The sequence below is a fragment of the Streptomyces sp. CoH27 genome (assembly GCF_020181035.1).
Classification (GTDB): domain Bacteria; phylum Actinomycetota; class Actinomycetes; order Streptomycetales; family Streptomycetaceae; genus Streptomyces; species Streptomyces camelliae.
On the sequence record NZ_JAIQYY010000071.1, the window covers coordinates 1 to 11,928 of the forward strand.

Genomic DNA, 11,928 nt, shown 5'->3' on the forward strand with positions numbered 1-11,928 from the left:
CACCGGCCACACGGTGGTCGTTGAGTCGGACCTTGGCCACGACGACTACTACGTCGCGGGCTACGCCGGATCCCTGACGTCCTTCACCTACAACCACGACGCTCTCCTGTACTGCTGACGCCAAGCGAAGCATCGCGAGTGCCCCCTCTAGCGCAGCCCATGAGCGCCGGACCAAGCCGGGCTGCGCAGCCGTGGCTTCGACGATGCCCGCCTCAGCAGCAGCAACACCCGCACCGCGCCGTCCTGCGAGCCCGGCCTGTCCAGGCTGGCGTGGACCGCGGCGGCGGTTACAGCACGTAGCACGGCAGCGGAGGTCGCACGCTGACGCAGCCCGGTCCCGCTGGCATACGCGCGGGGGGCTGCTCCGCAGACACGACGCGCCGCCGCTACGACGCCGGAATTCCCTTGCGGAGCGCCGTCCTGGCCGTCACCCGCGCCCGCACCACCACGGCCACCACCGGCAGCGAGCTCGTCCCGCCCAGCGGCCGCGAACTGCTCCGACTCCTGAGGATCACCGCCCTGCCCGGCCCTCGACGCGACCGCGACCACCTCCTGCATTGGTCCGCCTGGCGCCGCCACCACCAGCACCAAGCCGCCGAAGCCCACCGGAGATGGAACAACATCACCGCCGCAACGACCTGACCAGCGACGATGCCCTACCGATCAAGAACTACAGCTGCCGTGACTGTGCAGGCCTTGATTCGGCGGATCTCCGAGCGACTGTGGCCGACGCCGCGGGTCCGCCCCTGGAGCGGGATGTCCGACCAGGGAAGGGCCTTGAGCTGCTTGCGGAAATTCCTCACGTTGCCCTTGACGATCACGATGTAGTGGGCCTGTCGCCCCAGTAAATAGGCGGCGTGCTCGCGCTGGGTGTGCAGGGCGTCTGCGGTGACGACCACGCCGGCCAGGCCGACGACGGTCTTCAGCAGCGGCTGGAAGCGAGTGATCTCGTTGGTCTTGTCGCCGACGTCGAGCTGAGCCAGGACCAGGCCGGTGGTGTGTTCCAGGGCGGCGAGCAGGTGGATCTTCCGCCCACGTGCTCTCGCTGCCCCTCGCAGACTCTTGCCGTCCACGGCCAGCGCGGGCCGTCCGGCGGGCTTCGGTCCGCGAGCCATCGTCCGACCGCCCGGTCCAGGGCATCGCCGTCGATCCGGGCCAGCAGTCGACGTACTGCGGACTCCGAGGGCAGTTGCCGCGCGGGCAGCACCGGGTCGGGGCAGACACCAAGCTGCCCGAGCACGTGGGCCGGCGCGTCGGCGATCCACTCGCCCACTGCCAGCAGCGAGGTCGCCTCGGCCAGGACCGCGCAGGCGGTCAGGGTCAAGACGACGGCCAGGCCGTGCCGCACGCCGCGCGGATCACGAGGGTCCGGCACCTCGGCCAGCCGCTCCAACAGGCCCGACACCTCCCCAGAGCCGGCCTGCGGCTGATCACGGAGCTGGTCAAGAGCGGGCGGGATCGGAGATGATGCGCGGGCAGGCACGGTCTTCCAGTCGGATCACGGGACGTCGAGAACTCCATGATCTTGGAACCTGCCTGCTTCTGTTCCCGGACCGTGCAGCCACCAGACACACCGTCACGAACCAGACGGCATCCGACTAAGAAGTCATCTCATTTGGCGAGCCTGCGGTAGCAGATGAGGGTGCAGGCGAGGCTCGCGAAGGCGAGGAAGTGCTCGGCTTTGCGCTCGTAGCGACGATGGAGACGACGGCATCCAGCGAGCCATGCCATCGTGCACTCGATGGTCCAGCGGTGCCGGCCGAGCCGCTGTGAGGTCTCGACTCCCTTGCGGGCTATGCGGTGCCGGATGCCCCGCTGGGATAACCATCGCCGCAGGTGGGAGTAGTCGTATCCCTTGTCGGCGTGCAGTTTGTCGGGCTTGCGCCGACGGGGGCCTCGCCGGGATCGGATCGGCGGTATGCCCTTCACGAGCGGGATCAGGGCCTGGCTGTCGTGAACGTTGGCACCGGAGATGCCGACAGACAGGGGCAGACCGGTCTGCTCGGTGATCAGATGGATCTTCGAGCCGTACTTGCCCCGGTCGACAGGATTCGGACCTGTCAACTCCCCCTTTTCAGGGCCCGCATGTTCACCGAGTCGATCGCGCAGCGAGACCAGTCCAGGTCGCCGCGGGAGCCGAGTTCGTCGAGGACCAGGCGGTGCAGCTTGGCCCAGACGCGGGCCTTCGTCCACTCGGTGAACCGGCGGTGAGCTGTCGCCCCGGACGGTCCGAACGACGACGTCGGCAGCTGCTGCCACGTGCAGCCCGATGTCGCCACGAACACGATCGCTGCCAGCACCTCACGGTCGCCGTGCCGGCGCCGGCCGCCGCCTTGAGGCCGCGACGGCGCCTCCGGCACGACCCGCTGGAACAGTTCCCACAACTCGTCCGGCACCAGCCGCTCAATGATCCCCACCACGACCGACAGCCTACTCAGCCAAATGAGATGACTTCTAAAGGCTCCCGCGCCGGCCGTGATCGCCACCAGTGAACCCGCCCGGCCCCGAGAGCGGGCGAAAGGGCGGAGACGACCTGCCATGCGGTCGAGTTCCGGTAAGCCTGCGGAACCCGGCCCTCGGTTCGGGGTGGTGGCTTCTTCGTCCTCGGGAGGCAGGCGCTTATCCGGTCACGGCCCGATGTCCGGCGTCAGGCGGAACCGTCCTACGGGGCAGACCTTCGCTGGTGACGAAGTAGAAGACAGGGAGGAGAACGAACACGGCGATCGCCAGCAGCGGTGCGACGAGCACCCCGAGAAGCCCGGCCACGGTGTAGGCGAGGGCTCCGGCCCAGGAACGAAGCCGCCCGTGCCGCACGTACGTGTCCTCCACGTCCGGGTCCAGTAGCTCGGGCCGGCGGGAGATCTGTCGGTAGAAGGCCACCCAGCTCAGGCACATCGCTGCGGCGATGCCGGCGTACAGAGCGACGGCCACCCGCGCGTCCGCTCCCACGGGATCTACCTGCAGCGCGTCGGCCACCACCGCGGTCGGAAAGGACAGCAACCCCGTGGTGAGCAGCAGAAACAGGTTGGCGGCATGCAGCCCGCGATCCATGGTCCTGATACGGACGAAGGCCTGGTGATGGTTGAGCCAGATCACCGCGACGTAGCTGAAGGACGCCACATAGCCGAGGTAGGCAGGCCATTGGGCCAACAAGGCCTGGCCAAGGCCGCCCGGTCTGTGCGGAGGGTCGGCAAGATTGAGGACGAGAAGCGTGACGGCGATGGCGAACACACCGTCGCTGAAGGCCTCGGCACGTGTGGTCTCGGAACGGGAGAACTTGCGGGGGTGGGTGCGGGACAAGCCGACTCCTGACGTACTGACTCATGTCGTTCACAAGTATCCGTGTGCCGTCTCCTTCACCACGCCCACCCAGCAGGGCTTGTGCAGTTCTGGACACCACGAAGGAGCGGGCGGAGAAGGCGGCTGGCTCATACGGTTCAGCCACGGTTCAGCTCACGCCCCGTCTCCGAGTCTCGTCCACTGGGTGCGTGGCCGGCGAGCGGCATCGGTGTGGCGGTGCTGTGAACCAAGTCGTGCGCCGACAGGCAATGTGCCGAGCGATCAGGTGCTTACGATCGAGCAGCCGCGCGGCTGCGTCTGCCGTCCAGGACCGATGGATACGGTGGGGCCGGTGCGTTGATCCACTGCCATGCCTGTTCAAGGAGGGACGTTCTGCGATGGTCGATGGGCCGATCCTGGTACTGGGGGCAACCGGCGGGCAGGGCGGTGCCGTGGCCGACGCGTTGCTGGGCCACGATGCGCGGCTCCGGGCGCTGGTACGTGACCCCCTTGGAGGAGCCGCACGGGAATTGGCCCGCCGAGGCGTCGAAGTGGTGACGGGATCCCTGAGCGATCGCGCGTCGCTCGCCGCCGCGATGAGCGGGGTGGCGGGCGTCTTCGCGTTGACCACTCCCTTTGAGGCCGGTGTGGAGGCGGAAGTGGCTCAGGGGCGGGCGATCCTCGCCGCCGCCGGCGAGTCGGGCGTGCCCCATCTCGTGTTCAGCTCGGTAGCCGGCGCCGACCAAAGTAGCGGCGTACCCCATTTCGACAGCAAGGCTCGGATCGAAGCCGAGCTGGTCTCCGGGGACGTGCCCTACACGATCCTCGGGCCGACGTATTTCTTCGACAACGCCCTGGGCGGTGCGGAACGCATCCTGAACGGCGTTCTCGATCTGCCGCTCCCGCCCGACCGGCCGTTGCAGCAGCTGGCCCGCCCCGACCTCGGTGCGTTCGCGGCGGAAGTCCTGCTCAACCCCTCCCTCTATGCGGGACGGCGTATCGAGCTGGCCGGTGACGCGCCCACCCCTGCGCAGATGGCCGCCACGCTCGGGGCGGTACTGGGACGGGAGGTCCGTCACGAGTACGTACCGCTGACAGAGATCAGCAATCCGGATATGCATGCGATGTGGACGTTTCTGAACGGACCCGGCTATCGCGTGGACATTCCCGCGCTGCACGGCGCTCACCCGGAAATTCCGTGGACCGGATTCGCGGACTGGGCGCGCCGCACATTTGCTTAGAGGTCGAACAGTGCGCTGGTGGACTTCCCTGCGTGCAGCGAAAGACAACTGTCTCGGGTAGCCGTCGCTACCGTAGCAATGGCGCCACATAAGGACCATTGCGGATCATTCGAGCGGAGGTCTTCGTGAAATCCCGGACGAAGCCCCTTTTGGAAATATGGAAGTGGCAGGCCGACGCCGCGTGCCGTGGCATGGACAGCTCCGTCTTCTTCTCACCCACCGGTGAGCGGGGCACCGCGCGCCGACGGCGGGAAGAGGCCGCACGTGCGATCTGCAGGCCCTGTCCAGTCAGCTCTGCCTGTGGCCTCTTCGCCGAGGCCTCTCGCCAGGCCTACGGCGTCTGGGGCGGTCGCACGGAGTCGGAGCGGCAGGAGACGGCCCAGAGCGTCCGTCGCCACTGACGTGTCCAGCAGCCCCCGCGGGGCGAAACGCCAACGGTCATTTGTCATTGAGGTAACTGAACCTCTTTTCTCCTGAGTATTGGCAGGTCAAGAGGGTGTGCAGGGCTGCCGCAGTCCTGCCGATGGGGTTGGTTGAGCAGCGTGCTCGCTGCAGTGTCGCCAGGACTTGAGGCGGGCGAAGGCGCGTTTGCCAGGAGCGTGCAGGCCGGCGTGGCCGCGGTTGTACTGCTGTGCTTGGGCAAGTCGCGGTGGCCGTAGTACGGGGTGCGGACGGTGGCGTTGGCGCCCTGGTAGGCGCGGTCGGCCAGGACGAGGATCTGGCAGGTGAGGCAGGCCCGGACGATGCCGTGGGCACGGGCCGCGGTCAGGTCATGGGTTCGGCCCGGCGTTGCCCGTGAGAACCACAGCGATGTGCCGTCGGGATGTGCGATGACCTGGACGTTCATCCCGTGCTTCTTGTGCTTCTGCGAGTAGTACGGCTCGTCGGCCTTGATGCGGTCGGTGGGGGTGAGCGTGCCGTCGAGGATGACGAAGTCGCCTTCGCCCAGGCCGCCGAGGGCCTCGTGCAGTCCCGGCGCCCACGAGGCGAGGACTTCGACGGTCTCGTGCACATACCGCCACGCGGTGGCCTCGGAAACTCCGAACCCGGCACCGACCTGCGCCAACGTCTCGTTCTTCCGCAGGTGTGCCAGAACCAGCAGGGCCTGCTTGAAGCGGCTCAACCTCCGCCAGACCGAGCGAAGTTCACGCCTTCGGGCGTAGATGAGCCACGAGACGTGCTGGACCAGCTCGTGCGGGACGTCGAGCACGGATACGGAAAACTAACGCCCCCGGCGGATGGCGTGTTGAGTGAGATCACCACACCAACGACGAGGGGCTTCGCCACGTCACCCCACCTGACCAGCTCATTTCACCCGGCCGGGACAGGATGAAAGTGGTTCACTGACATCGAGATCCATCGCTCTCAATGGGGAAGCGACAGGAAGCGTCGCGCGCTTGGTCCAGGTGAGAGCGGCAAAGAAGCCGCCGGCATGGAACTGGGAGTCCAGAAGGACCAATGGGGGTACAGGCGGGCCCGGTACTACGTCGTTCACATCCGCCAAGAGCAGTTCGTGGTGTGTGCGGCACCTAGGTCTCCCGTCAGTGTCGGCAGCGCTTCCCGGACGGCCCGAGCAATGCCGTCGGAGGCGAGGGCCACGGACTGCCCATGGCCCAGCCTCATTGGAGAACTGACGCCAGGGCGTTCAGAAGTTCACCCGGCTGTACCAGATCTCCAAGTCGAGACTCGGACGGCGACCGGGGCGCGCCCTGGGGGAGCTCGACGATGCGAGGCGGGGACGCGGTGCGCGCCAACGACCGCGGAGTACCACGCTGACTGTGCCCTGGCGTCTCCTCCCGGGTGGAACCGGTTCCCCTCGATTGCAGAAGCTGGGCCGGAAGCACCGGTGATCAATAACCGCGCGGCGATGACGGCGGTCAGGGTCGACCGTCAACGGCCGGGTGCTTGTGGCGGCTCCACAGCGCACAGATTTCATGCCCTCAGCGCACACACACGAAGAATCACTGGCGGCTGGGGACAGAACCGATGCTGTCCGTCCGTCGGTCCTTGCGAGATGGCATGCTGACGCTGCTTGGTCAACCGCTGGCCGACGTGCATCCGGTGGGTCGACAACGCCGGCCTGGACGTCGGCCTGCCTCTCATTGCACGCCTGCTCCCGGACGATGGCGTAGTGCGTTGCCGGCCCGGCGATTTCCGAACCGGTTCGCGTCGCCGATCCGACGTCGGACCGGCCCACCGATCTGCAACACCGTCCCCCCGAAGCAGGTCTCGAACGCGCTCAGTCGAAGCGCAGATCGGAGAGTTGCCCCCTGGACAAGGTGACGTCCTCTTCGGGCACGGGATGCGGTGCTCCGGTGGCCAGGATCGAGGCCATCTCCCGGCCTGCCCGGCGTATGCGTGCGGGCAGGCCCTCCGTGTGCGCGTCGCTGCCGGATCCCCAGTCCTCCGACGCCGCGTACATGCCGGTCGGGAGGACCACGGTCCGCAGGTAGGCGAAGAGGGGGCGCAGCGCGCCGCCGCGACCCCCCGCGGCCCGGAAGGCCGGTCAATCGCGTAGCAGATGGCGTAGCCGAGCCGGGTGTGAAGTCCACCAGGGGCAGCTGGGCGACGTCGGCGAGCTGGACCTCGCTGCTCGGTGTGGCCCCGGCGAGCACCCGCCGGGGTACCGCCGACAGCACCATGTCCTCACGGGACAGCGACCGGGTCGCGAGCCCACGCTGCTGGCGGTCCAGGGCCACCACGGCCAGAGTCACCGTGCCCTCCGGCAGTGCCTGCCGGATGTCCGCGACGGCCGCCTGTCGCAACTGCACGACCACACCCGGATGCTCAGCGCGCAACGCGGCCAGGGTGTGGTGGAGCCCGCCGACACCCCCTGCATCGTGCCGACCGTCACGCGTGCGGCGGGGACGAACGATTCTCCGGCCTCGTGAGAGCGACGCGGTGCGTCGTACGGTCGAACAAGGAGCTTCCCCCGTTCACGTTCGAGGGCACGGATCGTGCCGGGCACGGCGGACTGGACCCCATGCAGCCGCGGTGCCGCCGCCATGTAACCGCCCGTGTCCGCCACCGCGACGACGACCTCCGTCTGCCGCAGATCCATCATCCGCTCCTGCCTCAAGCAGCCATCCGACCGGCGCGAAGGCAACGGGCTTCGATCTTCGCCGCATCGTAGGCGGCAGGTGGACTGAGGCCGCGGCCGTTCCTCAGGCGCGGACCAGCGGTGTGTCGACCAGATGCTCGGCCAGGAACCACGCCTGCCGCTCGCCGGTCCGGATCACCTGGGAGACCAGCAGGTCGATGGTGCCGTCATCACCGCACTCGGCGGTCCGGGCGGCGGCGTCATGGGCATCGATGAGGATCGTCTCGTGGGCCTCCAGCAGCCGGGACAGCATGGCCGGCACCTCCTCCACCCCGTCCGGGGGCCGCGGGATCGACGTGATCTCGGCGACGTGCCGCGGATCTCCCACCGCCACGCCGCCCAGCGACTGGACGCGTTCGGCGATGGTGTCGATGATGTCGAGCTGTTCACCCGCGTGCTTGTCCAGGACCAGGTGCAGCTGGTAAAAGGTCGCGCCGCGCATCAGCCAGTGGTGCTTCTTGTAGAGGCCGTAGAGGATCTGCGTGTCCGCGAGGACCTTGTTCAGGCGCTGACAGGAGTACATCCGCGCCTCGTAGGTCAGGGCGATGGGGAACTGCTTGACGGTCCCGAACTCCTGGATCACCTCGCCCTTCTGGTGCAGCAGGGGCTGGCTGCTATGTGCGGATGGGGAGTTGGTGGTCATGGTCCGCCTCCTGCGGTTCCGTGCTGTGCGTACCGCGGTGACGCTAGGTGCCCGGTCGGGGGGTGTCTTGACCGGCAGTGCATGCGGTGGTGCCCGCCAGCGCACTGTGCCGGTCCCTGTCCTCGGCGTTCGCTCTCGGGCAAGCCTCCGTGCGCCGGCGGACTCGGGCCGCCTGCCGGCCGCTCTAGCGTCGACCGGAGAGTCCATGCCCGGAGAGCCGGCGGAACGAGGAGAGGCATGAGCGCGAACGAGAAGGCGGACGTGGTGGTCGTCGGGCTGGGGCCGGGCGGCGAGTACGTCGCCGGCACGCTGGCCGAAGCGGGACTGGACGTGGTGGGGGTCGAGGCGGAACTCGTCGGAGGCGAGTGTCCGTACTGGGCGTGCGTGCCCAGCAAGATGATGATCCGGGCCGCGAACCTGCTCGCCGAGGCGGGCCGGGTGCCCGCCCTCGCCGGTGAAGCTGTCGTGACTCCGGACTGGGCCAGGGTCGCCGGACGGATCCGCGACGAGGCCACCGACAACTGGAACGACCAGGTGGCCGCGGACCGCTTCACGGCGAAGGGCGGTCGGCTCGTCCGGGGGACGGGGCGCCTCGCCGGGCCGCGCCGTGTGACGGTCGGTGACCGCAGCTTCGAGGCCCGGCGCGGTGTCGTGCTGGCCACCGGCACCCGGCCCCGGATCCCCCCGGTGCCGGGTCTGCAGGGAACGCCGTACTGGACCAACCGGGACGCCATGGCCGCCAAGGAGCTACCGGCGTCCATGGTGGTGCTCGGCGGAGGCGCCATCGGCGTCGAACTCGCCCAGGTCTTCGCCCGCTTCAAGTGCGCGGTCACCGTGGTCGAGTGGCAGGACCGGCTGCTGTCACAGGAGGAGCCGGAAGCAGGGGAGCTGGCCGTTCAGGTGCTGCGCGCGGACGGTGTCACCGTCCTCACGGGCACCCGGGCACAGCGGGTCAGTCATGACGGCACCGGGTTCACCGTCCGCCTTGAGGGCGATGAACAACTGCTGAGCGCTGAACGGCTCCTGGTCGCCACCGGACGCGAGGCCGACCTGACTCCGCTGGCGGTCGACTCGGTGGGGCTCGACCCGGCAGCGGGAGCCGTTCCCACGGACGGGCGGATGCGGGCCGGGGACGGGCTGTGGGCGGTCGGCGACATCACCGGCCGGGGCGCCTTCACCCACGTGTCGATGTACCAGGCTGAGATCGCCGTCCGGGACATCCTCGGGCAGCCCGGACCGCCCGCCGACTACCGGGCGCTGCCCCGCGTCACGTTCACCGATCCGGAGATCGGGGCGGTGGGGCTGACGGAACGACAGGCTCGGGATCAGGGGCTGTGTGTGCGCACCAGCGTGGTGACCGTCGCCTCCTCCACGCGCGGCTGGATCCACGGGCCGGGCAACGAGGGGTTCATCAAGCTCGTCGAGGACGCCGACCGGGGTGTGCTGATTGGTGCGACCTCGGCGGGGCCGACGGGCGGCGAGGTGCTGTACGGGCTGAACGTGGCCGTCCATGCCGAGGTACCAGTCGACCGGCTTCAGCACATGATCTACACCTATCCCACCTTCCACCGGACGATCGAGGCGGCCCTGGGAGCCCTCCGCTGAACCACCCCCCGACCACGCCGGCGGACCGGGGCACCAGGCGGTGGCGCAGGCGTCCACGAGTCTGCGCGGCGCGCTGACGGAAGGGGACCGCGGCAGTGCGCCGCGTTCGGGCTGGTGGCCGGGCGGATTCCGTTGCCCGTCGCCGCGGTCGGCGTCCTGGCGGCCGCCTGGTCCCCGGCACCCGCGCTTCCCGCCGGTGTGCTCATGCCGGGCCTGGTCGCCGTGGTCACGGTGCCGCGCCGGTGACCAGACCCGCGGCGGGGTCCCGGCCCGTGCCAAGACAAAAGGGCCGCGCGGACGGGCACCGTACTGGAAGTCCGTCCCACGCGGCCGCCATGCCGCCCACCGCCTTGTCAGCTGGTTGCGTGAACCACCTCGCGGCTCAGATCGGCAGACTTCCTGGGCCGGGACACGGCCGCAGCGTGCGAGGCGTTCTCGGCCTCGACGCTCGTCGCGGTATGTCGCCTGCCCCGGGTTGCCGACGAGCTGCGCGTCGGAGGCCCGCCGACGGTCTCCGTGGCGCCCGCCGCGGTGATGAGCGCCGTCGTAGGAGTGGTCGGCCGGCACGACGGAACCGTCGATCTGAGCGCAGTGTCAGCCGGCGTGGAGCGCGGTGCGCAGGGTGCCGGTGGCCAGCGTGATGGCGGCCTCGGCGGCGTGGGTCTCGCGCAGGGCGTTGAGCATCACGAAGTCGTGGATGATGCCCTGGAAGCGCACCGCGGTGACCGGGACGCCGGCCTCGCGCAGCTTGTTGGCGTAGGCCTCGCCCTCGTCGCGGAGCACGTCGGCCTCACCGGTGATCACCAGGGCCGGAGGCAGCCCGGTGAGCTGCTCGGTGGTGGCGCGCAGGGGGGAGGCGGTGATCTGGGCGCGTTCGGCCTCGTCGGTCGTGTACTGGTCCCAGAACCACTGCATGCCGTCGCGGCGCAGGAAGTAGCCGGTGGCGAACTGGTGGTAGGAGGGCGTGTCGAAGTTCGCGTCGGTCACCGGGTAGAACAGCACCTGCTGGACGAGCGGGAGGCCGCCGCGTTCCTTGGCCATCAGGGTCAGCGCGGCGGTCATGTTGCCGCCGACGGAGTCGCCGGCCACCGCCAGCCGGGCGCCGTCGAGGCCCTTGGAAGCGCCCTGCTCCACGACCCACCGCGCGACCGTGTAGTTCTGCTCGATGGCGACGGGGTAGCGGACTTCGGGGGACAGGTCGTACTCGGGGAACACCACGGCGGCGTTCGCGCCGACGGCGAGTTCGCGCACCAGGCGGTCGTGGGTGTGGGCGTTGCCGAACACCCAGCCCGCGCCGTGGATGTAGAGGACCACCGGCAGGGTCCCCTCGGCGCCGGCAGGCTTGACGATGCGGGCCCGGACACTGCCCGTCGGACCACCCGAGACGGTGATCCACTCCTCATCGACCGCCGGCTTCTCGATCTCGCCGGACTGCACCTCGTCGACCGCTTTGCGGCCTTCCGCCGGGGGCAGGTCGAAGAGGTAGGGCGGGTTGGCCGTGGCCTCGGCGAACGCGGCTGCGGCCGGCTCCAGGACCGGCTGGACCGGCTCTACGGCGTCGGAGTCGGACATGTGGATCTCCCGGGTTCATGTGGTGCGCCGGTCTCTCCGGCGAGGTGAGGCGGCTCCGGGGCAGGCGCAGAGGTCTGCGGAGTCGTCAGTCGCCACGCTAGGACGCTCAGGCGGCCGACATTGTCCGTGAGCGCATCGGAACTGACCCCACAGTGCATGGAGAGGCAGTGCACTGTCGGAACGCATCCAGTGCACTGCCGGGATATACGGACGCTTTGGCTCGAAATAGCCTGGCGGCGCAGCAGCCGAGGGGCGCCGGGTCCGGGTCTGTGTATCGCACGGAAACCCCACCCGGAATGCTGATCGGTTCAGCTTCGGCGCAGTAATTGCGCAGTCTCCGATTCTTTTACGCCCACCGCTGTCCACGCGCATGGAATTCGATGCAATTGCAATCGAAGCGGTTCATCCCACAGGAGGTTGTCGAAAGGTGTCCACGATGCCGGTCGGTGGGCTGGTTCCCCGCGCCACCGACAACGCTGCGGACCTGG

General features: G+C 69.0%; 11 protein-coding genes and 4 pseudogenes. 5 read left to right on the forward strand and 10 right to left on the reverse strand.

Annotated elements, in window-relative coordinates:
• Positions 1-405 precede the first annotated feature (405 nt).
• On the forward strand, positions 406-642 hold the full coding sequence (locus LE548_RS44445) for a hypothetical protein (RefSeq protein ID WP_225102733.1): 237 nt from the start codon (positions 406-408) through the stop codon (positions 640-642).
• A gap of 14 nt (positions 643-656) precedes the next feature.
• Here LE548_RS44445 and LE548_RS44450 read toward each other — a convergent pair whose 3' ends face one another.
• From LE548_RS44450 to LE548_RS44465, 4 genes and pseudogenes are all read right to left on the reverse strand, one after another.
• Complete coding sequence (locus tag LE548_RS44450) at positions 657-1,115, reverse strand: ISAs1 family transposase (RefSeq protein ID WP_225102734.1); 459 nt, start codon at positions 1,113-1,115, stop codon at positions 657-659.
• Positions 1,116-1,168: 53 nt separating this feature from the next.
• Positions 1,169-1,483, reverse strand: a pseudogene (locus LE548_RS44455) (transposase family protein); the annotation flags it as partial.
• Positions 1,484-1,611: 128 nt separating this feature from the next.
• A protein-coding gene (locus LE548_RS44460; protein WP_225102742.1) for an IS5 family transposase occupies positions 1,612-2,411 on the reverse strand; the annotation gives its coding sequence in 2 pieces (ribosomal slippage) (positions 1,612-2,063 and positions 2,063-2,411; 801 coding nt in all).
• A 208-nt stretch (positions 2,412-2,619) separates the two neighbouring features.
• The gene (locus tag LE548_RS44465) at positions 2,620-3,300 is read right to left on the reverse strand and encodes a TMEM175 family protein (RefSeq protein WP_225102735.1); all 681 of its coding nucleotides are present in this window, start codon (positions 3,298-3,300) and stop codon (positions 2,620-2,622) included.
• Between the two features lie 377 nt (positions 3,301-3,677).
• On the opposite strand from LE548_RS44465, the gene LE548_RS44470 reads away from it, so the two are divergent.
• Positions 3,678-4,520 carry an NmrA/HSCARG family protein gene (locus LE548_RS44470; protein ID WP_225102736.1) on the forward strand — a complete coding sequence of 281 codons (843 nt, stop codon included), beginning with the start codon at positions 3,678-3,680 and terminating at the stop codon, positions 4,518-4,520.
• 125 nt (positions 4,521-4,645) lie between these two features.
• Positions 4,646-4,921 (forward strand): WhiB family transcriptional regulator, encoded by a 276-nt coding sequence (locus tag LE548_RS44475; protein ID WP_225102737.1) that lies wholly within the window; start codon positions 4,646-4,648, stop codon positions 4,919-4,921.
• 37 nt (positions 4,922-4,958) lie between these two features.
• Here the strand turns inward: LE548_RS44475 and LE548_RS44480 are convergent.
• From LE548_RS44480 to LE548_RS44500, 5 genes and pseudogenes are all read right to left on the reverse strand, one after another.
• A pseudogene (locus LE548_RS44480) lies at positions 4,959-5,783 on the reverse strand (transposase family protein).
• A 976-nt stretch (positions 5,784-6,759) separates the two neighbouring features.
• Positions 6,760-6,993 (reverse strand): annotated as a pseudogene (locus LE548_RS44485) (oxidoreductase); the annotation flags it as partial.
• A 106-nt stretch (positions 6,994-7,099) separates the two neighbouring features.
• Positions 7,100-7,297, reverse strand: a pseudogene (locus tag LE548_RS45840) (LysR family transcriptional regulator); the annotation flags it as partial.
• Positions 7,231-7,584 (reverse strand): LysR family transcriptional regulator, encoded by a 354-nt coding sequence (locus LE548_RS44495; protein ID WP_308031212.1) that lies wholly within the window; start codon positions 7,582-7,584, stop codon positions 7,231-7,233. The gene LE548_RS44495 and the pseudogene LE548_RS45840, both read right to left, overlap by 67 nt.
• Before the next feature lie 100 nt (positions 7,585-7,684).
• Positions 7,685-8,263 carry a Dps family protein gene (locus LE548_RS44500; protein ID WP_225102739.1) on the reverse strand — a complete coding sequence of 193 codons (579 nt, stop codon included), beginning with the start codon at positions 8,261-8,263 and terminating at the stop codon, positions 7,685-7,687.
• Between the two features lie 237 nt (positions 8,264-8,500).
• Between LE548_RS44500 and LE548_RS44505 the strand changes: the two genes are divergently transcribed.
• Together LE548_RS44505 and LE548_RS45845 are read left to right on the forward strand one after the other, a co-directional pair.
• Complete coding sequence (locus tag LE548_RS44505; RefSeq protein ID WP_225102740.1) at positions 8,501-9,868, forward strand: NAD(P)/FAD-dependent oxidoreductase; 1,368 nt, start codon at positions 8,501-8,503, stop codon at positions 9,866-9,868.
• A gap of 114 nt (positions 9,869-9,982) precedes the next feature.
• Positions 9,983-10,114 carry a hypothetical protein gene (locus LE548_RS45845; protein WP_263637301.1) on the forward strand — a complete coding sequence of 44 codons (132 nt, stop codon included), beginning with the start codon at positions 9,983-9,985 and terminating at the stop codon, positions 10,112-10,114.
• A 348-nt stretch (positions 10,115-10,462) separates the two neighbouring features.
• On the opposite strand, the gene LE548_RS44510 is transcribed toward LE548_RS45845, so the two are convergent.
• Complete coding sequence (locus tag LE548_RS44510; RefSeq protein ID WP_225102741.1) at positions 10,463-11,440, reverse strand: alpha/beta hydrolase; 978 nt, start codon at positions 11,438-11,440, stop codon at positions 10,463-10,465.
• Positions 11,441-11,928: the final 488 nt, after the last annotated feature.